The sequence below is a fragment of the Nitrospira sp. NS4 genome, from assembly GCF_049546785.1.
In the GTDB taxonomy this organism is placed as follows: Bacteria; Nitrospirota; Nitrospiria; order Nitrospirales; family Nitrospiraceae; genus Nitrospira_D.
Genome location: NZ_JBMWAN010000003.1, coordinates 608680 through 634404 on the forward strand (window position 1 = coordinate 608680; position 25725 = coordinate 634404).

25 protein-coding genes and 1 pseudogene are annotated in these 25725 nt (G+C 59.6%); 9 read left to right on the forward strand and 17 right to left on the reverse strand.

From position 1 onward, the window contains the following. Positions 1 to 19: 19 nt before the first annotated feature. From proB to rplU, 4 genes are all read right to left on the reverse strand, one after another. Positions 20 to 1141, reverse strand: coding sequence for a glutamate 5-kinase (proB, locus tag ACO9S2_RS11635; RefSeq protein ID WP_423722370.1), 1122 nt, complete (start codon positions 1139 to 1141; stop codon positions 20 to 22). Continuing rightward, complete coding sequence (gene obgE / locus ACO9S2_RS11640; protein WP_423722371.1) at positions 1123 to 2148, reverse strand: GTPase ObgE; 1026 nt, start codon at positions 2146 to 2148, stop codon at positions 1123 to 1125. Before obgE ends, proB begins: the two co-directional genes overlap by 19 nt. 123 nt (positions 2149 to 2271) lie before the next feature. Then, entirely contained in the window at positions 2272 to 2535 is a 264-nt protein-coding gene (gene rpmA, locus ACO9S2_RS11645; RefSeq protein WP_423722373.1) for a 50S ribosomal protein L27, read from the reverse strand. A 22-nt stretch (positions 2536 to 2557) separates the two neighbouring features. Beyond that, on the reverse strand, positions 2558 to 2872 hold the full coding sequence (gene rplU, locus ACO9S2_RS11650) for a 50S ribosomal protein L21 (RefSeq protein WP_423722378.1): 315 nt from the start codon (positions 2870 to 2872) through the stop codon (positions 2558 to 2560). A gap of 226 nt (positions 2873 to 3098) precedes the next feature. On the opposite strand from rplU, the gene ACO9S2_RS11655 reads away from it, so the two are divergent. Together ACO9S2_RS11655 and ACO9S2_RS11660 are read left to right on the forward strand one after the other, a co-directional pair. Beyond that, a complete protein-coding gene (locus tag ACO9S2_RS11655) occupies positions 3099 to 3443 on the forward strand; it encodes a PilZ domain-containing protein (protein ID WP_423722380.1) in 345 nt (114 codons plus the stop codon). Between the two features lie 127 nt (positions 3444 to 3570). Beyond that, a complete protein-coding gene (locus ACO9S2_RS11660; protein ID WP_423722382.1) occupies positions 3571 to 4485 on the forward strand; it encodes a branched-chain amino acid transaminase in 915 nt (304 codons plus the stop codon). Between the two features lie 68 nt (positions 4486 to 4553). Here the strand turns inward: ACO9S2_RS11660 and secG are convergent, their stop codons facing one another. The 4 genes from secG to gap all read right to left on the reverse strand — a co-directional run bounded on the left by secG (position 4554) and on the right by gap (position 8006). After that, the gene (secG, locus tag ACO9S2_RS11665; protein WP_423722383.1) at positions 4554 to 4895 is read right to left on the reverse strand and encodes a preprotein translocase subunit SecG; all 342 of its coding nucleotides are present in this window, start codon (positions 4893 to 4895) and stop codon (positions 4554 to 4556) included. Between the two features lie 2 nt (positions 4896 to 4897). Next, positions 4898 to 5671 carry a triose-phosphate isomerase gene (gene tpiA / locus ACO9S2_RS11670; protein ID WP_423722385.1) on the reverse strand — a complete coding sequence of 258 codons (774 nt, stop codon included), beginning with the start codon at positions 5669 to 5671 and terminating at the stop codon, positions 4898 to 4900. A 42-nt stretch (positions 5672 to 5713) separates the two neighbouring features. Beyond that, entirely contained in the window at positions 5714 to 6913 is a 1200-nt protein-coding gene (locus ACO9S2_RS11675; RefSeq protein ID WP_423722387.1) for a phosphoglycerate kinase, read from the reverse strand. 82 nt (positions 6914 to 6995) lie between these two features. After that, entirely contained in the window at positions 6996 to 8006 is a 1011-nt protein-coding gene (gap, locus tag ACO9S2_RS11680) for a type I glyceraldehyde-3-phosphate dehydrogenase (RefSeq protein WP_423722389.1), read from the reverse strand. Positions 8007 to 8265: 259 nt separating this feature from the next. Between gap and ACO9S2_RS11685 the strand changes: the two genes are divergently transcribed. After that, a complete protein-coding gene (locus tag ACO9S2_RS11685; protein ID WP_423722391.1) occupies positions 8266 to 10671 on the forward strand; it encodes an endonuclease MutS2 in 2406 nt (801 codons plus the stop codon). Between the two features lie 244 nt (positions 10672 to 10915). Here ACO9S2_RS11685 and ACO9S2_RS11690 read toward each other — a convergent pair whose 3' ends face one another. After that, complete coding sequence (locus tag ACO9S2_RS11690; protein WP_423722393.1) at positions 10916 to 11233, reverse strand: TRL-like family protein; 318 nt, start codon at positions 11231 to 11233, stop codon at positions 10916 to 10918. A 362-nt stretch (positions 11234 to 11595) separates the two neighbouring features. Between ACO9S2_RS11690 and ACO9S2_RS11695 the strand changes: the two genes are divergently transcribed. After that, on the forward strand, positions 11596 to 11820 hold the full coding sequence (locus tag ACO9S2_RS11695) for a Smr/MutS family protein (protein ID WP_423722395.1): 225 nt from the start codon (positions 11596 to 11598) through the stop codon (positions 11818 to 11820). A 335-nt stretch (positions 11821 to 12155) separates the two neighbouring features. Here the strand turns inward: ACO9S2_RS11695 and ACO9S2_RS11700 are convergent, their stop codons facing one another. Next, complete coding sequence (locus tag ACO9S2_RS11700) at positions 12156 to 13532, reverse strand: deoxyguanosinetriphosphate triphosphohydrolase (protein ID WP_423722397.1); 1377 nt, start codon at positions 13530 to 13532, stop codon at positions 12156 to 12158. 317 nt (positions 13533 to 13849) lie between these two features. Here ACO9S2_RS11700 and ACO9S2_RS11705 point away from each other — a divergent pair. After that, positions 13850 to 14020, forward strand: a pseudogene (locus ACO9S2_RS11705) (Smr/MutS family protein); the annotation flags it as partial. 45 nt (positions 14021 to 14065) lie between these two features. Here ACO9S2_RS11705 and ACO9S2_RS11710 read toward each other — a convergent pair. The 4 genes from ACO9S2_RS11710 to ACO9S2_RS11725 all read right to left on the reverse strand — a co-directional run bounded on the left by ACO9S2_RS11710 (position 14066) and on the right by ACO9S2_RS11725 (position 17774). Beyond that, the gene (locus tag ACO9S2_RS11710; RefSeq protein WP_423722399.1) at positions 14066 to 14758 is read right to left on the reverse strand and encodes a S16 family serine protease; all 693 of its coding nucleotides are present in this window, start codon (positions 14756 to 14758) and stop codon (positions 14066 to 14068) included. Positions 14759 to 14991: 233 nt separating this feature from the next. Beyond that, complete coding sequence (locus ACO9S2_RS11715) at positions 14992 to 16335, reverse strand: sigma 54-interacting transcriptional regulator (RefSeq protein WP_423722401.1); 1344 nt, start codon at positions 16333 to 16335, stop codon at positions 14992 to 14994. A gap of 126 nt (positions 16336 to 16461) precedes the next feature. Then, complete coding sequence (queG, locus tag ACO9S2_RS11720) at positions 16462 to 17403, reverse strand: tRNA epoxyqueuosine(34) reductase QueG (protein WP_423722403.1); 942 nt, start codon at positions 17401 to 17403, stop codon at positions 16462 to 16464. Between the two features lie 5 nt (positions 17404 to 17408). Continuing rightward, a complete protein-coding gene (locus ACO9S2_RS11725; protein ID WP_423722404.1) occupies positions 17409 to 17774 on the reverse strand; it encodes a hypothetical protein in 366 nt (121 codons plus the stop codon). 95 nt (positions 17775 to 17869) lie between these two features. Between ACO9S2_RS11725 and ACO9S2_RS11730 the strand changes: the two genes are divergently transcribed. Beyond that, positions 17870 to 18427 carry an SRPBCC family protein gene (locus ACO9S2_RS11730; RefSeq protein WP_423722406.1) on the forward strand — a complete coding sequence of 186 codons (558 nt, stop codon included), beginning with the start codon at positions 17870 to 17872 and terminating at the stop codon, positions 18425 to 18427. Here the strand turns inward: ACO9S2_RS11730 and thiI are convergent. The 3 genes from thiI to coaE all read right to left on the reverse strand — a co-directional run bounded on the left by thiI (position 18411) and on the right by coaE (position 21254). Beyond that, positions 18411 to 19589, reverse strand: coding sequence for a tRNA uracil 4-sulfurtransferase ThiI (thiI, locus tag ACO9S2_RS11735; RefSeq protein WP_423722408.1), 1179 nt, complete (start codon positions 19587 to 19589; stop codon positions 18411 to 18413). The two genes, ACO9S2_RS11730 and thiI, sit on opposite strands and share 17 nt — an antisense overlap. Before the next feature lie 89 nt (positions 19590 to 19678). Beyond that, a complete protein-coding gene (gene trxB / locus ACO9S2_RS11740) occupies positions 19679 to 20599 on the reverse strand; it encodes a thioredoxin-disulfide reductase (protein ID WP_423722410.1) in 921 nt (306 codons plus the stop codon). A gap of 52 nt (positions 20600 to 20651) precedes the next feature. Further along, positions 20652 to 21254 (reverse strand): dephospho-CoA kinase, encoded by a 603-nt coding sequence (coaE, locus tag ACO9S2_RS11745; protein WP_423722504.1) that lies wholly within the window; start codon positions 21252 to 21254, stop codon positions 20652 to 20654. Between the two features lie 82 nt (positions 21255 to 21336). Between coaE and ACO9S2_RS11750 the strand changes: the two genes are divergently transcribed. The 3 genes from ACO9S2_RS11750 to ACO9S2_RS11760 all read left to right on the forward strand — a co-directional run bounded on the left by ACO9S2_RS11750 (position 21337) and on the right by ACO9S2_RS11760 (position 25685). After that, positions 21337 to 22368 carry a pectinesterase family protein gene (locus tag ACO9S2_RS11750; RefSeq protein WP_423722411.1) on the forward strand — a complete coding sequence of 344 codons (1032 nt, stop codon included), beginning with the start codon at positions 21337 to 21339 and terminating at the stop codon, positions 22366 to 22368. Between the two features lie 142 nt (positions 22369 to 22510). Further along, complete coding sequence (locus tag ACO9S2_RS11755; protein ID WP_423722413.1) at positions 22511 to 22696, forward strand: hypothetical protein; 186 nt, start codon at positions 22511 to 22513, stop codon at positions 22694 to 22696. Positions 22697 to 23012: 316 nt separating this feature from the next. After that, positions 23013 to 25685 (forward strand): MGH1-like glycoside hydrolase domain-containing protein, encoded by a 2673-nt coding sequence (locus ACO9S2_RS11760; protein ID WP_423722415.1) that lies wholly within the window; start codon positions 23013 to 23015, stop codon positions 25683 to 25685. The last annotated feature ends 40 nt before the right edge of the window (positions 25686 to 25725 follow it).

Below are 25725 nucleotides of genomic sequence, written 5' to 3' on the forward strand. Positions count from 1 at the left end.
CAGCGCTCAGGACTCGTTTCTATAATATGACGAGATTGTCCCGATGAATGACTTCTTCATATTCCTGCGGGCCGATTTGGTGCTGGATGTCCTGGGTTTTAAGTCCCTTCATGCGGCCGAGCAATTCCGAGGGGAAATTCACCAGGCCCTTGGCGAACTCCTTCCCGTCATGGTCGAGGCAGCTCACCGGATCGCCGGCTTCGAAGTGGCCGGTGATCTCGACGATGCCGGAGGCCAGCAGGCTCTTGCCCCGTTGCGTAAGGGCTTCGACGGCTCCCTGATCGACCCGGATCTGTCCCCGTGCTCGCAGGGTGAAGGCGATCCAGTGTTTGCGGCTATTCAGCCGCCGCTCTTTCGCGACAAATAGACTGCCGCCGGATCCGCCAGCCAGTACTTGAGGAAGCAGGCCCGGCTGTTGTCCGTTGACGATCAGGGTGGCGACGCCGTATTCGCCGACCTTTTTGGCGGCGCGTACTTTGGTCGCCATGCCTCCCGTCCCCTCGAAGGTGCTGGACATGCCGGCTTTACGCTCGATCTCTTCGGTGATTTCCGGGATGAGCGGAATCAACGTCGCCGCCGGATTCTTGCGGGGGTCTTCCGTAAACATGCCGTCCACGTCCGATAAGATGACGAGCAGGTCGGCGTCGACCAGGTGCGCTACTTGCGCGGCGAGGGTGTCGTTGTCGCCGACCCGGATTTCTTCGACCGCGACCGTGTCGTTTTCGTTGATGATCGGGAGCACACCGAATCCGATGAGGGCCGTGAGGGTATAGCGGGCATTCAGAAACCGGCGGCGGTCGGCCAGGTCCTGGTGAGTCAACAAGATTTGGGCGACCTGGATGTGGAGTCGTTCAAAGGCTTTCTCGTAAGCCCACATGAGCCGGCTTTGGCCCACGGCGGCGGCGGCCTGTTTCACCGGCAGGCTTTTCGGGTATTCCTTTAATTGGAGCTTTTTGATGCCGGACACGATGGCGCCGGATGAGACGACGAGCACTTCCCGCCCGTCCGCGCGCAGCGCGGCGATTTCGTCGGCCAGCCGTTCGATCTGCTCGGGACGGAGCCCGGTGGCGCGGGAGGCGATCAGGCTGCTCCCGATTTTGACGACGATGCGTTTGGCGCTCTTTAGGAGTTCGTCTCGCACGGCGTGTTCCTGATGCTGTCGACTTTCTTCCCGACGAAGGCGATCAGCTCGTCGAGTCCTTCTCTCGTGGCGGCCGATACGGCAAAACATTTGTACTTGCGGCGCTTGCAATAGGCTTGGAGCTGGCTCAGGCGGTCGGATTTGCCGCTGATATCGACTTTGGTGGCCACAATGGCGAAGGGGCGTTTGTTCAACGTCGCATCGTAGGCATCCAGTTCCTGGCGCATGATCTCAAAGCTGGTGACCGGCTCTTCCTGTGCCCACTCCGATACATCGATCAGGTGGAGCAGGAAGGCGGTTCGTTCGATATGGCGGAGAAATTGAAAGCCCAGTCCCTTGCCCTCCGATGCGCCCTCGATCAATCCGGGAATGTCGGCGACCACAAAGCTGCGGTCGGATCCCCAGCGGACCACGCCGAGATTGGGAATCAACGTGGTGAAGGGATAATCGGCGATTTTGGGCCGCGCCGCCGAGATGGCCGCGATGAGCGTGGATTTGCCCGCGTTCGGAAACCCGACGAGCCCGACGTCAGCCAGGAGCTTGAGTTCGAGGCGCAGGTGCTTTTCTTCGCCGTCCTTGCCGTGCTCGAAATACGTCGGGACCCGATTGGTCGATGTGGCGAAGTTGCCGTTGCCACGGCCGCCCCGCCCTCCCTGCGCGATGACGGCTTCATCGCCATCGGCCACCAGGTCGGCCAAGACATCTCCGGTTTCATCGTCGTAGATGACGGTTCCCACGGGAAGTGTGACGATGACCGATTTCCCACGGCGTCCCGTGCAGTTGGATGCCCCGCCATGCCGGCCGTCTTCCGCTTCGTAATGTTTCTGGTAACGGAGGTCGAGCAGGGTCGTCAGCCGGTGCGAGGCCACGAAGACGACGTCCCCGCCGTTTCCGCCGTCGCCTCCGTCAGGACCACCTCGGGGGACGAACATTTCACGGCGGAAACTACACGAGCCGTCCCCGCCTCGTCCGGCCTTTACCACGACTCGAACTTCATCGACAAACATGCGGTGTCCTTCAGATGTCAATCGCCATCGGACATGGAGGGGTGAGTATACCTGACCCTGCCCCTGATAGGGGAGGGTCAGAATACGATCTCAACCGATTTCAATGAGAGCGAGTAAAGAGGCTTAGGATTTGGCAGGGGCGGGATACACGCTGACTTTTCGTCTGGCACGCCCACCTTCGAACTTCACCACGCCGGTCACCTTGGCGAACAGCGTGTGATCTCTGCCGAGATCGACGTTGAATCCGGGGAAAAACTTTGTGCCGCGCTGACGGACGATGATGCTGCCGGCCGTGACGGTTTCTCCGCCGTAGGCCTTCACGCCCAGGTATTGTGGATTACTATCCCGCCCGTTTCGTGACGATCCGCCGCCTTTATTTGTTGCCATGGCAAGTCCTTCTTATACGTGCTTATGCCGTTGCAATTCCGGTCACGCGCAGGCTGGTGAAGCCCTGACGATGCCCGCGGGTCCGCCGGTAGCCCTTCCGGCGCTTCTTCTTGAACACGGTGATGGATCTGGTTCGACCATGGCGGACGATTTCAGCGGTTACCTTGGCCCCTTGGACCAACGGCTGCCCGATGACAACGCCGCTCTCTCCATGGACGAGCCGGACTTGATCCAGCTCAACCGTGGCTCCCACGTCACCCTCTAATGAGGCAACCTGCAAAAGAGAGCCTGTTTCAACCCGATACTGTTTTCCGCCTGTTTCAATGATCGCGTACATTCCTATTTCCCTCCCAACCGGAACGCCTCATGTAACATAGGGTTCAGTAAGGTGTCAAGAGAAGGATTCGGAGATCCGCCTGCGCGGGCGATTATTTCTCCGCGCGGCAGCGTGGCCTTCCCCCTCTTTTGTGGGCTATGAGAGAGGTCGCTATTGGACGTATTCTTTAGCTTCGCATTGGAGATGAATGTGTCCGAATTGTCGTTCTTGCCTAGGAGTGAAGGGTATGTCTCAGAGCACGCGGTTTATCATTCGAGCCTATCACCGGATTCCCGTCCGATGCATCTTATATTACATGGGAGGCGAATTCTTGGGCAAAGGGACGGTCGTAAATATGTCGAGAAAGGGGATGCGCGTGCTCGGCGATCATCAGGTCGTTCCGGGGATGGAGTTGGTCCTGCGGCTCTCACTGCCGGATAAAGACGAACCGGTGGAAATTCAGCGTGTCGTGGTCCGGTGGGTTCGCGGGTTGCTCTTCGGGGCGAAGATCGTGACCGTGAGTCCGGATGGCGAGGAGCGTGTGGGGAGTTTTCTGAGTTCCCGCCTGCGTTCCTATTGCGCCTCGTCTTAATTTCACTCAGACCGTGCCCGCTATGATTCTGGAGGAGGGAGGTTTGCTTGACCCTTCTCCACCCCCACGCTATAGTCTGCCAACCATTTTCCCCGTCATCGTTCCTATCGTAGAGGAGTGATATTCGATGCTGGAGCCAGTCGAGAAGATTTGGATGGATGGCAAGTTGGTGCCCTGGGCGGAAGCCAACGTCCATATTTTGACCCATTCCCTGCATTACGGGCTCGCGGCCTTTGAGGGCATTCGCTGCTATAAGGGGCAGTCAGGTTCCGCTATTTTCCGCCTTCAGGAGCATGTTGACCGGCTGTTCGAGTCCGCCCATATCGGGATGATGGAGATGCCGTATGATCGCAAGCAGGTCGCGGACGCCATCGTCGAGACCGTGAGGGCCAATCGCCTCGACGCCTGCTACATTCGGCCGCTGGTCTACATCGGTTATGGCGCCATGGGCGTGCATCCGGGAAACAACCCGATCAGGATCGCGATAGCGGCCTGGCGGTGGGGTGCCTACCTGGGTGACGACGCGCTGGCCAATGGGATGCGAGCGCGGGTGTCGTCGTTCACCCGGCATCATGTGAATGTCTCGATGACGCGGGGGAAGATTGCCGGCTACTACGTGAATTCGATCCTGGCCAAGCGTGAAGCGAAAATCGACGGATATGATGAAGCGATCATGCTCGATCCCGAGGGCTATGTCTCCGAAGGGACCGGCGAAAATATCTTCATCGTCCGCCGGGGCAAAATCAAAACGACGCCTCTGACGTCGATCCTTGAGGGGATCACGCGAAACTCCGTGATGGAACTGGCGCGCGAACGCAACATTCCGGTGGTGGAAGAGCGCTTCACTCGCGACGAGATGTATGTGGCGGATGAAGTGTTTGTAACCGGCACGGCGGCAGAACTGACGCCGGTGCGGGAAATCGACAACCGGCGTATCGGAACCGGCAAGCCGGGTCCTGTGACGCTTGCGCTTCAAAAAGCCTTCTTCGCCATCGTACGCGGCGAAGACCCGGCACACCAATCATGGCTGACCCGCGTGTAGCCGTTTCGGCTCACGCGGGCGCCCGAATTGCAGTAGAATATTTTCAATCAGGAAAGAAACGGATGTGTCTAGTGGGCCGCGGCCGGCGCCTCTGCGGACGGCTTCGTCTCCGGTGCCGGTGCGGCCGGCGCCGAGGATGTTTCTTTCGGCTTGAGATCGATGACCGTCGATGAGAAGTTTCGCTGTTTCGCCAGGATGGCCAGGCTGAATGAGGTCAGCATGAACACGGCAGCGACGATGACGGTGAGTTTGCTCAGGAAGTTGGCCGGGCCCCGACTGCCGAAGACGGTCTGGCTGGATCCGCCGAAGGCCGCGCCGATCTCCGCTCCCTTCCCTGATTGCAGCAGGATGGCGCCGATCATCAGGAAGCAGACGAACACATGAAGAATGACCACGAGCGTATACAGCATGCTTAATGCCCCGTTTGTTTTTGTGCGAGCCTCGCGATAGTAGCAAAGGAATCGACCTGGAGGCAAGCCCCGCCCACAAGTGCGCCATCGATGTCGGGCGAGGCAAGGAATCCCTCGACATTTTGCGGGGTCACGCTGCCGCCGTAGAGAATGCGGGTTGAAGCGGCGACGGAGGCAGACCATCCGGCAGTCAGAGCCCGCCGGATCAGTTGATGCACCTCGGCGGCTTGTTCGGGGGTGGCCGCTTTCCCGGTGCCGATGGCCCACACCGGTTCGTAGGCGATGATCAGGTTTGTCAGGCGTGCGGGCTCGAATCCCGCAAGGCATCCGTTCAACTGCTGCTCGATGACCTCCGCCGTTGTGCCCGATTCCCGTTCGGACAACGATTCGCCCACGCACAGAATCGGTTTGAGTTCGTGTTTGAGTGCGGCGAGGAGCTTCTTGTGGATCAGGTCGTCCTGTTCGCCAAACTGTGCGCGCCTCTCTGAATGCCCAAGAATGACATAGCGGCAGCCCAGATCCTTGAGCATGGGCGCGGAAATTTCTCCCGTATAGGCTCCATGGTCTTCCCAATGCAGATTCTGTGCGCCCAGTCCGATGGCAGGAGCCGGGCCGAGCGAATCCCGGACGGCCGCCAGTGCCGTGAATGGAGGAGCGATCACAACGTCGATGGCAGAAGTCGAAAGAGGCTGCTGAACCAACTCGCGCGTGAAGCGTACCGCTTCCGACGCGGTCTTGTTCATCTTCCAATTGCCGGCGATCAGCGGTGTGCGCACGGTGTCCTTTTGTCGGGCGTTCTGCGCGAGCAGAAGGGAAGGCTAGACTGCCCGGTCCGGCAGCGCGGCGAGGCCGGGAAGTTGTTTCCCTTCCAGCAACTCCAGGGCTGCGCCACCGCCGGTCGAAATAAAGGAGATGCTGTCGGACTCGCCTGCACGGTGGATGGCCATCGCCGTTTCTCCGCCGCCGACAATCGTCAAGGCATAGGCATTGGCCACGGCATGAGCCACGGAGAGCGTGCCGCGGGCGAAGGCGTCGATTTCGAACATCCCCATCGGCCCGTTCCACAGAATCGTCTTGGCATCCTGCAGGGCCTCACTGAACAATTTCACCGAGGCAGGACCGATGTCGAGTCCGTACCAGCCCTTGGGGATTTCCTGAACCGGCACGATCTTCGTTTCAGCGCCCGGTTCCCGGCTGGCCGCCACCACGCAATCGACGGGCAGATAGAATTTCACCCCCCGTGAGAGGGCATGGTCTTCGATGCCGCGCGCGAAGTCTAGCATGTCGTTTTCGACCAGTGAGTTCCCGATTTCAAATCCCTTGGCCTTCAGAAAGGTAAAGGCCATGCCGCCACCGATGATGACCTTGTCGACGCGCTTCCCGAGATTTTCGATGACGCCGATTTTCCCGGACACCTTGGCTCCCCCGAGGATTGCCACAAACGGGCGAACGGGGTTCTCGACGGCCCCTTCCAGATACTCGATTTCTTTCTTGAGGAGCGCCCCGGCGGCCGAGGCCTTGATGAATTTCGTGATGCCGACCGTTGAGGCGTGAGCCCGATGGGCGGCGCCGAAGGCGTCGTTGATAAAGACATCGCCCAGAGAGGCCAGCGCTTTGGAAAACGCCTCGTCGTTTTTCTCTTCGCCGGGGTGAAAACGAAGATTCTCCAGCAGCAACACGTCGCCGGGGTTCATTTTGGCCACCAGCTTTTCGGCGGCGGGGCCGATGCAATCCGGAGCGAAAAGGACTTCCTTGCCCAGCAGGCGGCTCAACCGTTTGGCGACGGGAGCGAGGCTGTATCGGGGATCGAATGCACCCTTGGGACGCCCCAGGTGCGAGCAGAGGATGACTTTGGCTCCTTCGTCGACGACCCGGTTGATGGTCGGGAGGGTCGAGCGGATGCGGGTGTCATCGGTAATCTGGAGGGCCTCGTCGAGGGGGACATTGAAGTCGGCACGGATGATCACGCGTTTTCCGCGCAACTCGACGTCGTCGATGGTTTGCTTCCGCAGGTTCATGCGTGCTCCTTCACGGGGCTCCCCGGCGTGTCGTGGCGAGACGGAAGCGACATCGAACGGGAGCGATCATCGGGGCGTGGTGTTACCCCTTGGCCTTGGCCGCGAGCGACTTGATCAGATCGCGGACGCGGCACGAATAACCCCACTCGTTGTCGTACCAGGCGGTGACTTTGACTAACCGCTTATCGATCACATTGGTGAGCGGCGCATCCAGGGTGGCCGAGTGGGGGTCTCCTTTTTGATCGATTGAGACAATCGGGGCCTCCGAATAGTTCAGGATGCCCTTCAGCGGGCCTTCGGCCGCCTTCTTGAAGGCGGCATTGACGGAGGCGATATCGCAATCTTTCTCGGTTTCCACCGTCAGATCGACGAGCGAGACGTTCGGAGTCGGGACGCGAATGGCCAGACCGTCCATCTTGCCCTTTAACTGCGGGATCACCAGGTGCAACGCTTTGGCTGCGCCGGTGCTGGTCGGAATCATCGACATACCGGCGGCACGCGCCCGTCGCAAATCTTTGTGCGGAAGATCGAGCAATTGCTGGTCGTTGGTGTAGGAGTGAATCGTGGTCATCACGCCGTGCTTGATGCCGAAGTTTTCCATCAACACCTTGGCGACCGGCGCGAGACAGTTGGTCGTGCAGGAGGCGTTGGAAATGATGTGGTGTGATTTTGGATCAAAATCCTTATCGTTGACGCCGAGAACGATCGTAACGTCCGGATCTGATGAGGGAGCCGAGATGATCACCTGCTTGGCTCCGGCCGACAGGTGCCTGCCTGCACCCTCCCGATCCGTGAAGCGGCCGGTGGATTCGATGACCACATCCACATTCAAATCTTTCCAAGGGAGTTCTTTGGGGTCCTTCTTGGCAAGCACCTTGATCGGTTTCCCGTCGACGACAATGTGATCGTCTTTCGCTTCGACGCTGACATTGAGAGTGCCGTGCACGGAGTCGTACTTGAGGAGGTACGCCAGGGTCTTGGCGTCTGTAAGATCGTTGATGGCGACAATATCCAGTTCCGGGTCTCCCAGCGAGGCCCGAAACACGTTGCGTCCGATACGTCCGAATCCGTTGATGCCGATGCGAATAGCCATGTCGAGTATGTCCTTTACTAAATAACCAGGCGGGTGCAGATCACCCGCAATCATGATCGCGATAGTATCGACGCCCTAGACCCTTGTCAAGCTGTACGAAGGGGGAATATTCGTCGAAACACTAGTGTTTCGAGGCCTTTTTCTGTGTCCCGGTTCAGTAGAATTCCCCGGGGACGGCGGGCGATTGCCTTGCTTCTCGCGCGATCTCTTCGCTAGAGTCCTGCCATCCTCATTTCGCTACCGGATCCATGATGCTGTGATGAAGCAGACCCTCTCAGAAAAAGCCGCGCAGGCCCTGGAATGGCCCCGTTTGCTCGACTGCCTGGCACAAGGAGCCCAGTCCGTGCTGGGCGCGGCGCGCTGCCGGGCCTTGACTCTTCACGATGAGTTGGACGTATTGATCCGGTGTCAGCAGGAGACGACCGAGTGGCTCCGATTGGTGGACGGGAGTGATCCGGCTCCGGCTCTGTCTTTCCCGGATGTGCGCGAGTTGGTCGAGCGTGCCCACAAAGGCGGGGTGCTCGAAGCCGCTGAGTTACGCGACTGCGGGCTCGTGCTCACCCTGATGGAGGAGGCGGCCCGGTTTGTCGCGCGCCATCAGACTGCTGCGCCTGCAGTAATGTCTGTCGCAGCTCCGTTGCAGTGGACGCGGGAGTTGCAGGCGCTCAAGCGGGCGCTCGATGCCGCGATTCAACCGGACGGTGCGATGAAGGAGTCGGCGAGCCCCGAGTTGCGCCGCCTCACCCATGCGGCCCAAGAATTGAAGCAGCGCATGCGGGAGCAACTCGATCGCATCCTGCACTCCAGCCGCTATGAGGAGGTCCTCCAAGAATTCTACTTTGCGCAGCGGGAAGGCCGCTATGTGGTGCCGGTGAAGGCCGACATGCGCGGGCGCATTCCCGGCATCGTGCATGATGTGTCGGCGAGCGGCGCCACGGTGTTTCTGGAACCGCGCGAACTGGTGGAACTGAACAATTCGATCAAGGTCGCCGATCTGGAGATCGATCGGGAGGTCCGGCGCATCCTGCGTGAACTCACGCTGCTCGTGGCGGGAAACGCCGAGGCCGTGCAGTCCGGCGTCGAGGTGCTCACGGAACTGGATTGCCTTCAGGCGAAGGCATCGCTCAGCCGGCGGCTCAAGGCCAGCCCCGTCTCGCTCAACGATTGCGGCCGCGTGATGTTGAAGCAGGCGCGGCATCCGCTGCTGATGCTGGCCAAGAATCAGGTGGTGCCGAACGACATCCTGCTCGGCGAATCGATTCGCGTCCTCGTGATTTCCGGTCCCAACACCGGCGGCAAGACGGTGACGCTGAAGATCGTCGGGCTGTTTTCCCTGATGGTGCGGGCCGGGCTGCATCTGCCCTGCGCGCCGGAATCCGAGATGGCGATCTTTCCCGACCTCTATGCCGACATCGGCGACGCGCAGGATCTGAGCCGGGACCTCTCCAGCTTCTCCGCCCACATGTCGCAGATGGTCCAGCTGCTCTCCGAGTCCACGCGGTCTTCGGGGGACCGATCCCGGTCGCTGGTGTTGCTCGATGAGCCGGTGACCTCGACCGATCCTCAAGAGGGTGCGGCGCTGGCGGAAGCGCTGCTCTGTCATTTGGCAGCGCTGAATATGAAGGTGGTAGCCACAACCCACTATGGCCCGCTGAAGGAACTCGCACAGACCACCGCGGGATTTGCCAACGCCAGTGTGGAGTTCGATGTGACGCGCCTCGCGCCGACCTATCGGCTGTTTCTGGGGATTCCGGGAGGCTCGTCGGCGCTGGAGATCGCCGGCCGTCTGGGCATGGATGCGGCCATTTTGGCTGATGCACGCCAGCGGCTGCGCCATGAGGATCGAAGGCTGGAAGATCTGATGGTCGACTTGCAGCAGAAACAGCGTCAGTTGGCCGAAGACGCGACACGGGCGCGGCAAGCCAGGGAAGAAGCAGAATTGGCGGCCGGCGAGGCGAAAGCGCTGCAAGCGCGGTTAGAAGAAGCTGAGCAGGAAGCCCGCAAAGGACTCAAGAAAAAATTGGGCGAGCAGTTCCAGCGCGCGCGGGCCGAAGTACAGGCGACGGTCGATGCCTTCAAGCGCGAGCAGAAGCTCATCAAGGCCAAGGAGACGAAGCAACGGCTGAGTGAGATGGAGGCTCAGACCAGGCAGGAACTCGCGCCGGCAGATGAACCGATTCCCGTCGAGCATCTCAGCATCGGCGATTCTGTGGAGATCTCCGGGTTGGGCATGACGGGAAGTTTGCTGGAGGCGCCGCAGGGCAGGAAGCGCGTGCGCGTCAAAGTGGGCGAAGGCGAAGTGCTGGCCACGGTGGCGAATCTCATCGGCTTGGCACGCGGGGCGGCTGCGTCAACTCCCCCGGCGCCCTCATCCTCAACCAGTCCGCGCAGGTTTTCGGTCGGCGGCGGGCTGGGGCTCGACGAACAGACGGTGGTCGATGTGCGCGGGCAGGCAGCAGACGAGGCGCTCGATCAGGTCATCGCGGCGCTGGATCGGGCCACACTCGATGGTGCGCCGTTTCTGCGGATCATTCATGGCCACGGGACAGGAAAGCTCAAGGCCACGCTACGAGAGTATTTGAAGGACTCTCCTTACGTCTCCGGCATCCGCCCGGGCGACCGCGCCGAAGGCGGCGATGGGGTCACGGTTGTGACGATCCGGTGAGAAAAAACAGCAGAGAGCAGCCTAGATGGTTACCTGTGCTCATACAGCGCGTGGCTTGGGAAGAGGCTCGTGGGATACGTGGAGTGGGAGGTCAATCAGTCCCATTCACGAAGAGAGAAGGTGCGAGATCTGAAGGATTGCTGGATGGGCGCAGAGAATGGTGTCTGAGGCCATTAATTTGTGGCGAATAAGGAAAGGGCCTGGGACTTGCCCAGGCCCTCCCGAAATTGTTTGAGGGAAGTAGTTACTTGCCCTTCACGATCGTGCAAAATTCGGCGACGATACCCAGAGTGCTCTTTGCCGAATGGTCCACATGAGAGACTTCGGTAATTCCGCCAGCGGCCTTAGCAGCTGTGATACTTGCATCACCGGTTGCCACTAATCCCATGATTGTGTTTGCACAGGCTTTGCCTTCTTTGGTGGCATTAGGACTCTGCGTGGCTTCATAGCCAAACTTTGTCTCGTTATAGATGAGGCCCATCAGTGGTGAAGCAACTGGCTGACAACCCGTTATCGCAATGACCCCAAGACCGAGCAAGCCGATGACCAAGGTTTGTTTCATGCTCTCCCCCTTTCAAGGCGTTTGAGATACGCGCTTTCTTCGGAGCAGAACTCACCCTATCCGAACATTCTGAAAGCGCACTTCTTACGGCAGAGGTATACAAGGAAGACGTGGGGGAGTCAATGACTTGGCGGTTTCACCTTCCAAGTGCGAGGGGCGAATAATGACGCAGGTGTGCAGCGACCTCCAGGGGCATGGCGAAGTTGAGACAACCTCTTGGGCGCGTGTCCAGACGGTGAAAGATGGCGTTCGACTCATGCTGCGCGTGCCTCGGCAAGTTTGTGTCCTTGGACATGTACTAGCGTAGCAACTTATTTCCGACCGGCGGCGGGCTGGGGCTCGACGAACAGACGGTCGTCGATGTGCGCGGGCAGGCAGCAGACGAGGCGGTCGATCAGGTCATCGCGGCGCTGGATCGGGCCACGCTCGATGGCGCGCCGTTTCTGCGGATCATTCATGGCCACGGGACAGGAAAGCTCAAGGCCACGCTACGAGAGTATTTGAAGGACTCTCCCTACGTCGCCGGCATACGCCCGGGCGACCGCGCCGAAGGCGGCGATGGCGTGACGGTGGTGACGTTGCGCTAGAAGAGGGGAACGTGAGCGGCCAGATTTCCTTCTTGCTCGCGGAACGCGCACGAGCAGAATGTGCTCGTGCGATGCCCACAGTGAACGACAATTAGTCCACTCCGTAATGACGGTGGAGGGGGAGATGAGGATTGGGGCGGATGTGTATACCAACGCGTAATCTTGGGAACTTCTTGTTTGACGGAGGAGTGCGAGGGTAATCAGGCTACTTTTTAAGAGGTAGTAGGCGAGTTTGGAAGGATTCGCTGGATCGGCCGGCGAGAGCGCGACTGTGGTTACAAACTCATTCAATAAGGGAATGTTCCAGCCTAATTCCAAGGCATTTCCTGCAGGTGTCAAGGTCGCTGTACGCCAGCAAATGCAGCACCTTGAAGTTGCTTTGCGACGTAGGTTGCGTAGTTGTCTGTCATGCCGCTGACGAAATCAATAACCCGCCTCAGGCACTGATACGTACTCCAAGTTGCTCCGGGTGGTACATTTTTTTCTGATGGAGCATGGTCGCCAAGTAGCTGCAAAACGTGCTGTGATTTCCATGCTAAGGTTGCTTCTCCCTTGGGGCTCTTGAAGTGTTGTGCTGCGTCGACTGCTGCCTGACAGAAGGCGTCGAGCAGACATTCAAATGTCGCGTAAGATCCAAGTTCTGTCTCAACCTTCTTCTGATCCATGAAGATATCGGTTCTGGCACGGTCCTTTGCCGCAGCAATAAACGCTTTCCTTGGGTCATCGTCCCCTAGCAATTCAAAAAGGGTATGATCAAGCTCTCCACGCATGATGGAGTCATACCCCTTGATGAATGCTTCAATAGTTCCGGAGATCATTAGTTCGAAAACCGGCCCACGAAGCCGAGCTAGGTTAACTCTATGTGCGGCCTTGGGCCCGTAGGTGGAACGGATGCTAGTTCTCTCACTCTCAGCGAATGGGCTTAGGAGAATTTCCTCCACCTGGTCGAATGAGAGTATCTTCAGCTCCACTGCGTCTTCCAGATCTATGATTGCGTAACATATGTCGTCTGCTGCCTCGACAAGATGTGCGAGGGGGTGCCTACTCCATGTGTGCTTGCTTTTGGAAACTAAGCCTAGCTCAGTAGCGATTCGTTCGAGGATTGGTTCTTCAGTCAAATATGCGCCGAACTTCCTCTCGGGGCCACGACTAGTTCGTGGATACTTAAGGAAAGTGCCGAGTGTCGCATAGGTGAGCCGCAGCCCTCCTTCGAACAGACGGTTCTCAGTCTGTGTGATCATGCGAAAACCTTGTGCGTTTCCTTCAAATATCATCAGATCTCGTTTGTGATCTTTCGAGAGGCTGCCAAAAAACCTGCTGCCATTGTTTTCGAACCAATGTGCGATTGCTTCTTCACCTGCATGTCCAAATGGTGGGTTGCCTATGTCATGGGCCAGGCACGCGGCCTCAACGATGCTGCCAAGGTCGTGTGGGCTAATACCTTTGGGTAGTTTATCCTCGATGCGAAATCCTAAGGCTTTACCTAAGTTTTTCCCAACGCGAGCTACCTCTAAGCTATGGGTCATGCGTGTGTGCACATGATCGTTTGCTGCGAGCGGATGGACCTGCGTTTTTCGATTTAGGCGACGAAACGCGCTTGAAAAGATAATTCTATCAACGTCTGCCTCAAATGGTGTGCGTATTTCCGGAGTGGTGGGAGTGGACTTTTCCTCCCCAAGCCTAGTCGGCGATAGAAGTTTTTCCCATTTCATGCTTGTACTCCTGTAGCCATAAGAGTCTCTGTGCCCAATTATTGAGTCCCTACGGTAGGGCGTTGTCCCTGGTCGAGTTGCAGTTTCAGTAACTATCCTCACTTCGGGAATCGCTGTCAAGAATCTCCCTAATCATATTGAAGCTTAGCTAGCTTGGCTACCTGTCACTCTTGTTCTTGGAAACTACAAGACGTGGAACGGAGGCAGGCGTGACTATCGACTTATTATCCTCGTCGAGCCATCGCCGTCATTTCGACCGGTGGCGGGTTGGGGCTGGATGAACAGACAGTGGTCGATGTGCATGTGGGCAGGCCGCCGACGAGGCGCTCGATCAGGTCGTCGCGTCCCTGGATCGAGCCACACTCGATGGCGCGCCCTTCTTATGGATCATCCATGGCCATGGGACGGGTCGTCTGAAATCCGCGTTGCGTGAGTATCTGAGAGGCTCGCCATACGTGGCCGAGTTTCGTCCCGGAGATCGGGCGGAGGGCGGGGACGGGGGTGACGATCGCACAGCTTCGGGAGGGAGAAGCCTAGCGACTATCAGAGCTGGGAGGGGCAGTCGTCAATTCATGGAAGGCCTGCGTTACAGAACCGATCGGGGAGATTTGCATGACGGGAAGGGTCGTGCGATCGCGTTCAGCGATGGTCTGGTCTTTGGCCACTAGGACACGGTTTAGACGGGCGCGGCCGGCTGCGGGAATTTGCAACGGCACGGATCCAACGGGACCGATCCGACCTTCTGGTGTAATGATCCCGGTCATGAGAAGCCCAGGTGTAATTGTGCGTCCTGTTGCCATGGCTGCCACACTGAGTCCCACCATTCCAGAGAGACTCTCGCCATAGATGGTAATTCCCCCATAAGAAACGGAGAGGGCGACCGTCCAGGAGTCGGCGGAAAGGCGTAATGATTGGGCGGCGCGTCGGATCGCGGTTTCGATGGATTGCTTGGCGGTGTGAGAAAAGCGGCCCGGCGCCTCTTTGAAGCGGAGGACGAGTCCCGACGAGTCTGATCGCGTATCGAATGTTACACGCACATAGGTCACGGTTCCTGAGGTGTTGGACTCCAACACTTTGCTCAAGACGGGAATGAATTCCTCGCGCGGGGCGGCGGCAGCGGGGGCCGTGGAGACGGCGCCGAGGAACGTCATGAGAAGGAGCAACCGGAGCGTCGTCGCGTGCATCGAGGGGAAGTGAGAGCCAGTCAGAGATCGAAGGTGAGCCACGGGACTCCTTCGGGTTGTGGTATGACGTCTGAGGTGCGCCTATTGATATCGTGATACCGGTCATCGGCGCAGTGGCTTGAGTTCAAGAGTGGTGGATCTCGGTATCGAGCAGGAGTCGTCAGTATTCGGCAACAACGGAGTAACCGGTTGAGCCCTGAATGATGGACGTCAGGCGTGCGTTGGTGGGGAAGAAGGATGATCTGGAGTGAGCGGGGTACTACGAAGGACGAGTGCTAGGAAAGATGATACTTGGCCATGCGGTAGCGGAGGGTGTTGCGCGTAATTTTGAGGAGCCGGCTGGCTTCGGAGATGTTTCCTCCCGATTTTCGCAAGGCTTCTTCCAGCATCTTCTTTTCCATGTCTTGAACGGACAGGCCAAACGCGAGGAGCGAGGGCTTAAGTTCACCGTTGGCCTGTTCCGGTGCTTTCCCGGTTTTTACGGAAGCAGGGAGGTGATGGGCTTCGATCCTGTCCGCTTTGCAGGTGATGGTGAGCCATTCGACCACATTGTGGAGTTCCCGCACGTTGCCGGGCCAGGAATGGCGCTGGAGAATTGCCAGGGCGTCGGGGGCGAGGCCGGTGATGCGGCAGCCCCGCTCGACGCGGGCCTGCCCCAGAAAACGTTGAAGGATCGGTTCGATGTCTTCGGGCCGTTCGCGGAGCGGGGGAAGCCGGAGCTGATACACGTTGAGCCGGTAGTAGAGGTCGAGCCGGAAGCGGCCGGTCTTGATGTGCGCCGGGAGATCTTCATTCGTCGCGGCGATGATGCGGATGTTGACCTTATGGCTGTGGGTATCGCCCAGCGGGTCAACGGTATGGTCTTCGAGCACCCGTAACAGCTTGGCCTGCGCGGCAGGGCTCATCTCGCCGATTTCGTCCAGAAAGAGTGTCCCGCCTTCCGCGAGTTGGAATCTTCCGGGTTTCGTGTGTTTGGCGTCGGTGAACGCGCCCTGGTGGTAACCGAACAGTTCCGATTCGAGGAGATGCTCGGGAATGCCGGCGCAATTCAGCGCGACCAGAGGGCCGTGGGCTCTCGGGCTGGCGTAGTGGATGGCTTGGGCGAATAACTCCTTTCCCGTCCCGCTTTCGCCGGTGATCAGCACGGCGGCGTCGGTGAGAGCCACCTCGCGCGCCAGCTGCTTCATCAGTTTCATCTGCGGAGAGACGCTGACGATCAGATCGAATCGGTCAACCGGTTTTAGCGTTGTTTGAGCCGGTTCCCCTGTTACGAGAATCCGGCGAATGGCGGCCTCGAGCTCTTCGGGATCCAGCGGTTTGGTTAGGTAGTCGGCTGCGCCGGCGCGCATGGTTTCGACGGCGTCGTGGATTGAGGCCTGGGGGCCGATGACGATGACGGGTAGGCTCGGTTGGTGCAGCCGGGCCTCCTGGATGAGGGGGATCACCGTGTGCGGGGTGCCTTCGCACAGGACGCAGGCCGGATCCGATTGCTGGATCTGCCGGATTCCCAATAACGGGGTGTCTGCTGTGAGAATGACGGCATGCCGTGGGACAACCCGTTCAAGGGTACGCCGCGTTTGAATATCGCTCGAAACCAGGAGGAAGGTCGTGGGGTTCATTCGGAGGACTCCTTATTAGGGCTCCTTTCGAACCACTGATAGACTCGTTATAGGTTACTCCTCTTGCTGGACCTAATAAAGGGGGCGGTGTTCTTAGGGAAAGCTGTCTGCGGGCTTGGCGTTCGGCTATTGGTTGTTCTTGGCGATAGAGAGATTTTGCTGGAGCCCTGCCAGCTTGGCTCGTTTGATCGGACTTTCTTGAAAGGTGCGGCGAAACGCCGCGTCGTCCAGTTGGGCAAGCGCATCCAGATCCGGCGCCAAAGTCGCCGGGGAGGGCTGAAATGCTGGTTCATGAGTGGGCTCTGCGCGCAAGTTGAACGGACAGACATCCAGGCAATCATCGCAGCCGAAAATGTGGTTGCCCATCCGGCGCCGGAGCTCGTCCGGCACAGCAGCAGCCCCGCGTAGTTCGATGGTGAGGTATGAGATGCAGCGGTTCGCGTCCACGATGTAGGGCTCGGCGATCGCTTGGGTGGGGCAGGCTTGAAGGCAGAGCGTGCAACTGCCGCAGAGATCGGTTGCCGGTTCGTCCGCGTCCAGGTCCAACGTCGTGAGAATTTCCCCCAGCAAGAGCCAGGAGCCATGCTCGGCCGAGACGAGGTTGGAATGTTTGCCGATCCAGCCGAGCCCGGCTTGTTGGGCCCAGGCTTTTTCCATGATGGGGCCGGTATCGACGTAGGATTTCGTCGCGGCATTGGGCGCGAGGGCCGTAATCCTGGTTTCTAACGCCTTCAGTCTGCTTTCGAGCACCTCATGGTAGTCCTTCCCCCAGGCATAGCGGGCGATGCGGCCGTGGCCAGGCCGTTCGTCCGCGCGATGACCGGTGAAATAGTTCATGCCGACGACGATGATCGATCGGCACCCGGGGAGCACGAGGCGGGGATCGGCCCGCTTCTCCGGCGTCCGTTCCATCCAGGCCATTGTGGCGTGGAAGCCGCGCTGCAGCCATCCGGTGAGGCGCGCGGCGAGCATGGATGGCAGAGCGGGAGCGGTGTCGACGCGGGCAATGCCCACGGCATCGAATCCGATCGCCTGTGCTTCTTGTTTGATTGCCCTGGCGAGGGCCATAAGAGTTACTGCTGAGGAGGAGAGCAGTCGTAGCGGACGCTGAACTGGGCCGAGCAATGGCCGGATTGGCAGCGGCCGCAGGTGCCGGTGATTTTGGTCTTCCAGTCGGTTGTCTTCTCATCGAAACGGCACAAGAGCCGGCCGCCTTTTGAGATGGTCGTCCAGGGTTTCGTGGAGCCTGGCGCTTCCGCCACACGGCATCCCGGAGGAAACGGGACGGTGCAACTGTGCGAGGGCTCGCCCTTGCCCATGCCGAAGCTGCAGGACTGTTCCGTGGTCGCGCGCGAGTCATCCATGGGCTGGGCGTGAGCCTTGTCTGAAAGGCTCCACAGGCCGATGGCCATGAGGACAAGGATGGTCCAGCGATTCATAGCGCGCATCCTAGCACAGTGACGTTTGGCTGCGTCAATGCAGCAAGCCCGCGCTTTTGTTCGCCTGGGTGGTACAGGCTGGGTATAATCGCGCCATGTTCTGGCGGGTGTTGTTTCTCCTGGTCGGTCTCATGTCCGGTGATGTCGGGCGGAGCCTTGCCGCCGAGCCCGTCGCGCTGGAGGTGTATACGGAGCCCGGCGGCGGGGTGAAGGCGACGGCCACGATTCTCTTTCCGGTGGCGCCGGCCATCATTCAGCGGCTGCTGACCGATTATGCCCATTGGCCGGAACTGTTCGATACGCGCATGCGCATGGCGGAGATTCGGGAACAGGACGGCAAGGTGCTGACCGATATCCGGATCGAGCATGCGCTGCTTCCTGGAGAGCGGCGGCTGCTCAGCGAGTCGCGGACATTGCCGACCGGCGGGCTGCTGACGGAATTGACGGGCGGCGATTTCAAACAGTATCACCGCTTCTGGAAACTCATCCCGGTCGACGGAGGGACCCATACGAAGGCCGAGTTCGAATTGCTGGTCGAGATTGAGACGGTCGTACCGGACTGGATGGTCGCCGTGGCGATGCGGCGAGAGTTGGACAGCCACTTTGCGATCGTTCGGGAGAAAGGGCTCGCCCTCGCTAGGCAGGGAAAGTGATGTCGGACAGCTCGGCCTTGTCGAGCCCCTGTTGCACGAGGCGGGGGATATCCAGCGCTCGCTCCACGTTCAGGAGTTCCTCAAGGCGTGTCCTTGTGCTGGGGTGCGGCGGGGTGAAGAGTTTGCAACAATCCTGGTCCGGTTCGATGGATGTCTCGTAGGTGCCGATGCGTTTGGCCTCGTCCGTAATCTCCAGTTTGTCCATTCCGATGAGCGGCCGGAGGATCGGCAGTCCCGCCGCCTCTTCGACCACCGACAAGTTCTCCGGCGTCTGAGAGGCCACCTGCCCCAGGCTGTCTCCCGTCACCAGGCCCCAGCACTGTTCTTTTCTTGCCAAGGCTTCCGCGATCCGCAGCATCATCCGGCGATACAGGACGACCCGGAAGGGAGCGGGTGTGCGGAGCACGATTTCACGCTGGATCTCTCCAAAAGGGATCACATAGAGCCGGGTGTCGTACAGATAGGCGCTCAGGGTCTGGACCAGCTCACGGACTTTGTCTTCGGAGGCCCGGCTCACCAGCGGCCGGCCTGAGAAATGGACGAAGACGGCCCGGCATCCGCGCTTGATCATGCGATAGGCGGCGACCGGCGAATCGATTCCGCCGGAGATGAGGCAGGCGATCGTCCCGCTCACGCCGACCGGCATCCCTCCCGGACCCTGGATTTTGTCTGCTGAGAAGTAGACGTCTTTCGAGAGTAGCTCGATATAGATCGTGAGGTCCGGGTCTTTGAGACTGACCGGTTTGCCCGTGCGCTCGTGGACGGCGGCGCCGACCATGCGCTCCACATCCATCGAAGTCAGCGGCAGACGTTTGTCGGCACGCTTCGCCGTCACGCGGAACGTCGAGAAGGATTTCAATCGAAGCTCTTCGATGATGGCGGCGTTGAGTTCCTCAAGGTTCGGCTCGGCCAGGTTGAGGGGGACCGCGCGGGCCAGGGAGAAGTTCGCGATACCGCAGACGCGCGCGAGCCGCTCGCTGACGACGGCGCCGTCGGCTTCCGGCGGCAGGATCACGCGAATGCGGCTGCGGAGGTTCTCCACCCGGGTGATCCCCAGGCCTTGCAGCGCGAACTGAATGTTGCGGACCAGCCGTTGCTCAAAGTAGTCGCGGTTACGACCTTTGAGGGCGAGCTCGTGGTAGTGGACGATGGCGCAACGCATGGTGCTAGTGAATGGCGATCGGTGATGAGTGAAGTGTTGTGAATGTGCTGTTCGATGCTGGTTTGTTGTCGCCCGTCACTGATCACGCATCACGTTTCGGACGATTCCAGGAAGCGTTCCGCGTCGATGGCGGCCATGCAGCCGGACCCGGCGGCGGTGACAGCCTGGCGATATGTGGAATCCTGCACGTCGCCTGCGGCAAAGACACCGGGGATACTCGTGGCGGTTCCGTTGCGGGTCCGGATGTAGCCTTTCTCGTCCATCTCGATCTGGCCCGCAAAGAGCGAGGTGTTCGGCCGATGGCCGATGGCGACGAAGACGCCGTCGCAGGGTGCTTCCGTCATCCTGCCGGTCACCACATTCTTGAGCCGCACCCCGGTCAAGACCTCTCCACCCAGGATGTCTTCGACGACCGAGTTCCAGACAAAGGCGATCTTCTCGCTCTTCATCGCCCGCTCCTGCATGATTTTCGAGGCACGGAGTTTGTCCCGCCGATGGACGAGCGAGACTTTCGTGGCGAACTTTGTGAGAAAGATGGCCTCTTCGAGCGCGCTGTCGCCGCCGCCGACGACAATCAGTTCTTTCCCTTTGAAGAAAAAGCCATCGCAGGTCGCGCAGGTGGACACACCATGGCCGGTCAGGCGGGCCTCATTCTTGAGGCCGATCTGGATGGCCGAGGCGCCGGTGGCAATGATGACAGTCCTGGCCTCGATCACCTGCTCGCCATCGACGGTCAGTGTGAAGGGCCGCTGTGTCAGCGTTACCGCGGTGACGTCGCCGGTGAGAAATTCAGTGCCGAAGCGCTCCGCCTGCGCCCGCATATCTTTCATCAACTCCGGCCCCATGATGCCCTTGGCAAAGCCGGGGTAGTTTTCCACCTCCGTGGTGGTGGTCAGTTGTCCGCCGGATTGCCAGCCTTCGATCAGGAGCGGGGACAGATTGGCCCGGGCCGCATAGATGGCGGCGGTCAAACCAGCCGGTCCCGAGCCGATGATGACGACGTGTCGCATGGGGGTGCAATCTAGCATAGAGCGAAAACGGAATGCAGGGGGGGAGGCTTGCTTAATCAGGTGATCGAAGCGCGAGGAGGATGGAACGGACCTGCTGCCTTCGTGCGGTGGGCGTGAGGGGGCCCTTGATGACAAAATCTGCCCGGGCAATTTTTTCGGCCAGCGGCATCTGGCTGTTGATGCGCCGCAAGGCTGCGGCCCGGGAAAGGCCATTGCGCTTTTTGAGCCGGGCGATTTGGGTTTCTCGATCCGCGGTGACGACGACAATCTTGTCTACCCGCGTATCGACTCCGGCTTCGAAGAGGAGGGGAACGTCGTAAACCACCACGGCCTTCGGATTTTTTCTGGCGGCTTGTCTGGTCAGCCTGGCTTGTTCGCGGGCGACACGGGGGTGGATGATGCGCTCCAGCCGGCGCAGCCTGGTCCTGTTGCCGAACACGATGGCCCCCAGCGCCTGGCGATTGAGGGTGCGATCGGGGTTGAGGACGGCCTTGCCGAATGTCTTGAGGATCTCTCGCCAGGCTGGTTTGTCCGGCTTCACGACGTCGTGGGCCAGCTGGTCGGCATCGATGACGACCGCGCCGCATTGCTTGAACATTCTGGCGACCGTACTTTTCCCCGTGGCGATTCCGCCGGTGAGTCCTACGAGAATCATGGCGCTGAGCTTAGCACGCAGGGTGGTGCCCCACAAGAAACCCGGTTGACAGGCCGGCTCGCCCGCCTGTAATACCATGCGCATGCGTTATCTGATTATGCTCATCGGATTTGTGGTGTGGCTGGGCGGGACGGCCTTGGCCGGCGAGCCCGTTGCAGCCGGTCCCCGCACTATCACCGTGGCGCTGGACGGCAGCGGCGACTTCACCTCGATTCAGGAGGCGGTGGATTCGGCCAAGAAAGGCGACACGGTGTTTCTCAAGCCGGGAGCCTATCCGCAGGATCTCACGATTCACAGCAAAGAGAACATCAAGCTGATCGGGGCGGGGACTGATAAGGTGACGCTGCTCGGGCATGGGCAGATGGTCGGCGTGTTGCATGTCGGCAAGTGGCCCTATGGCGCGACGAATATTGAAATCAAGGGTATGACGATCAACGAGCACGGGGGCCACGCCTTGGGCATTTTCAACGGCAACGGCATCACGTTGCGGGATCTTCATGTGAAGGGGATGCTCTTCGGCCAGCAGGTCCAGGATGTGCGGATTGAAGATTGCGTGATCGGCGGCAGCGAGACGACCGGGGTCCAGTTTGCCGACTCGCAGGCTGTGCTGGTGGGCAATTATATCCATGACAACGATCATGGCGTGAATGTCGCCGGAAAGTCCGAAGTGCGGCTGGAGCGGAACGTCATCACGCGAAGCCTCTTTGAGGCGGTGGTGGTGAATGACAGGGCCAAGGCCATACTGATCAGGAACACGCTCGTGAAGAACGGAGGCGGGGCGGCGTTCCTGGGCAATTCCCAAAGTGAAGCCTTCGGGAATGTGGTGGGCCTCAATAAGGTGGGTTTCCTCGTCGCGCAATCCAGCCAGGCCAAGACGTCATTCAACGCGCTCTATAATAGCGACGGCAATTATATGCGTGCCGGTTCGCCCAATACGCCGGCACCTGAGTTGAAACAGGATTCCGATCTTATCGGCGATCCCCGCTTTGTGGACGCGGAGCACGACGATTTCCGGCTTCGCGCGGACAGTGCCTTGTTGAACGTCGGACAATTTCCCTTTCTCGGGGCGCTTCCTCCCGTCCAACCGTCCGCTGCAAACCGTCAGCCCAAGTAGTTGTTAACGCACAGGATTGCGCCGCCGCTCCGGAAAAATGCCGGTCTGTGGTAGGCTTTCTCCATAGCGCTGTTCGTTCCGGCGAATGCGTACTCAAGAAAACCGGGAGAGAGGCCGAGAAGAGGCTAACAGGAGATTCACCGTGGCTAGTTTTCGAGAAGATTGCGATACCCGTTCCGGCGACGGCATCCCGTCGTTGGAAGATATGGAGTCGGGGAAGCTCGTCGGCGCGGTCCTCCCGATGTCCGATAAGGCGCAGGTCCAGATGCGCGAAAGCATCGAAGTGATCGAGTACCTCCTCAACCGGGAACGCGTCGTCTGGATGTAGTCTTCCCCTTCCGTTGTTCGCTGATCATCGATCATCAATTCCCGGCCTTTCCCCGACCGTGCCGCTTCCCGCTCGTGCCGGAAGCCGTCCCGTCTGTCTCCATCTGAAATTCACGAGGCCCTTGTGCAAGCGGCCGACTCGTCCGATCAAGAGAGGCGGGGCTCCCCCCGGATCTCTGTGGATGCTGCAAGGGGGGAGGACCTTGAATTGGACGCCGGAGGGGAGCATCGTAGGCCGTCCGATGGCTAGAGCCGGGTGAGGTGGCTGCCCTCATCCAGGCATCGCGGCTCAGACTGAGCCCTCTTCGAGGCAATCTATGGCAAACTTGAATCGCACTGTTCCCCCTTCTATCCTTCCCGAGTGTCAGCGCCTTCAAGAGGATGCCCGTCGCGAGACACATTGGAAGCGGTGGGGGCCCTACCTGAGTGAACGCGCCTGGGGGACCGTGCGCGAGGACTACAGCCCTCACGGGAACGCATGGGAGTCCTTTCCGCACGATCACGCCCGATCGCGGGCTTATCGGTGGAATGAAGACGGGCTGGCGGGCATTTCCGATCGGCACCAGTTTATTTGCTTCGCCCTCGCGCTTTGGAATGGCCGCGATCCGTTCCTCAAAGAGCGCATCTTCGGTCTGACCGGGAACCAAGGCAACCATGGCGAAGACGTCAAAGACTACTATTTCTATCTCGACTCGACCCCCACGCATTCCTACATGAAATATCTCTACAAGTATCCGCACGCGGAATTTCCCTACGCCCGTTTAGTTGAAGAAAACCTCCGCCGGGGGCGCACCGGGCTGGAGTATGAACTCATCGATACCGGCCTCTTCGATGAGGATCGCTATTGCGACGTGTTTGTGGAATACGCCAAGGCCTCGCCGGAGGATCTTCTGATTCGTATCCAGGCTGTCAATCGTGGGCCTGAACCCACGGAACTGACGGTCCTGCCGACGCTGTGGTTCCGCAATACCTGGTCCTGGGGGCTGGATGTTCGCCGCCCGCGGATGAAGGCGGGCACGGCGGTGCAGGGGATGAGCGCGATTGAGTTGATGCACGATTATTATGGCCGGCGGCGTCTTCTCTGTGCGGGTGGGCCGCCGCTGCTGTTTACTGAGAACGAGACCAACACCTGGCGGCTCTATGGCGACCCCGACGGGGCCCGGCACGTCAAAGACAGCTTCCACGACTATGTGGTGCAGGGAGACACGACGGCGGTCAACCCGGATCGGATCGGGAGCAAGGCGGCGGCCCGGTACGTCTTGTCGTTAGCTCCTGGCGAGACCAAGACGATCTGCCTCCAGTTCCTGAATGGGGACGGCGACAGAGCCTTCTCGCAAGAGGAATTTGCCGCTATCTTTACGCAACGTCTCGCAGAGGCCGACGAGTTTTACGAGAGCCTGGCTCCCCCCGATGTATCGAAGGATGCCCGTCTTGTCCAGCGGCAGGCCTTTGCCGGGCTGCTCTGGAGCAAACAGTTTTATAACTACGAGGTGTCGCGTTGGCTCAAAGGCGATCCCGCAGGGCCGGAGCCGCCGCGCGAGCGGCTGCGAGGGCGCAATGCGGACTGGACGCACCTCTATAACGCCGACGTGATTTCCATGCCGGATAAGTGGGAGTACCCGTGGTACGCCGCATGGGACCTTGCCTTCCACTGCATCCCGCTCGCCATCGTCGATCCGACCTTCGCCAAGGAGCAGCTCATTCTCATGCTGCGCGAATGGTATATGCATCCCAACGGCCAGATTCCGGCCTATGAGTGGGCGTTGGGAGATGTGAATCCGCCGGTGCATGCCTGGGCCGCGTGGCGCGTATACAAGATCGAAAAGAAGCGGAAGGGGGGCGGCGACCGGGTATTTCTGGAGCGGGTGTTCCACAAACTGCTGCTGAATTTCACCTGGTGGGTGAACCGGAAAGACGCCGAAGGCAAGAACATCTTTCAGGGCGGGTTTCTGGGGCTCGACAATATCGGGGTCTTTGATCGGAGTTCCCCGTTGCCGACCGGCGGCCATATCGAGCAATCCGACGCCACCAGCTGGATGGGGATGTATTGCCTCAATATGCTGTCGATCGCGCTGGAACTGGCGCGGGAGAATCGGGCCTACGAGGATGTGGCCAGCAAATTCTTCGAGCATTTCGTCTACATCTGCCGGGCGATGAACAATATCGGCGGCGAAAAGATCGAGCTCTGGGATCGAGAGGACGGGTTCTTTTACGATGTGCTGCATCTGCCGGACGGGAAGAATCTCCACCTGAAGGTGCGCTCCATGGTCGGATTAATCCCGCTCTTTGCGGTGGAGACGCTGGACTCCGATCTCATCGACAGTCTGCCGCGCTTCAAGCATCGCATGCAGTGGTTCATCGAAAACCGGCCGGATTTCAGCGCCCATGTTGAAACGCATTCCCACGACGGCGGCGTGCGGCGCTTTCTCTCCCTGGTGAACCGGCATCGGCTGAAATCGGTGCTGCGCTATATGCTGGACGAAGAAGAGTTTCTGTCGCCGTATGGCATTCGGGCTCTGTCGCGCTATCACAAAGATCATCCCTATGTTCTGTCTGCCATGGGAAACGACTACCGCGTCGACTATGAGCCGGCCGAGTCGGGGACCGATCTGTTCGGGGGGAATTCGAACTGGCGCGGGCCGGTGTGGTTTCCGGTGAACTTTCTGCTGATCGAGTCACTGCAGAAGTTCCATTACTTCCTGGGCGATGCGTATCAGGTTGAGTATCCGACCTGGTCCGGTCGAATGGCCACGTTGAATGAGGTGGCCAGCGAATTGTCGAGACGGCTGACCCATCTCTTCCTGCCCGACAAGAAAGGCCGGCGGCCGGTGTTCGGCAGCGTGGAACGATTCTCCCGCGACCCCCATTGGCGGGATGCCGTGCCGTTCTATGAATATTTCCATGGGGACAACGGTGCCGGCATCGGCGCCAGCCACCAAACGGGTTGGACGGGACTGGTCGCGAAGCTGATCCAGCAGTCGGGGGAGTAGAAGCGTGATCGGGAATCAGCCTTCATCGCAGGTGCGGCAC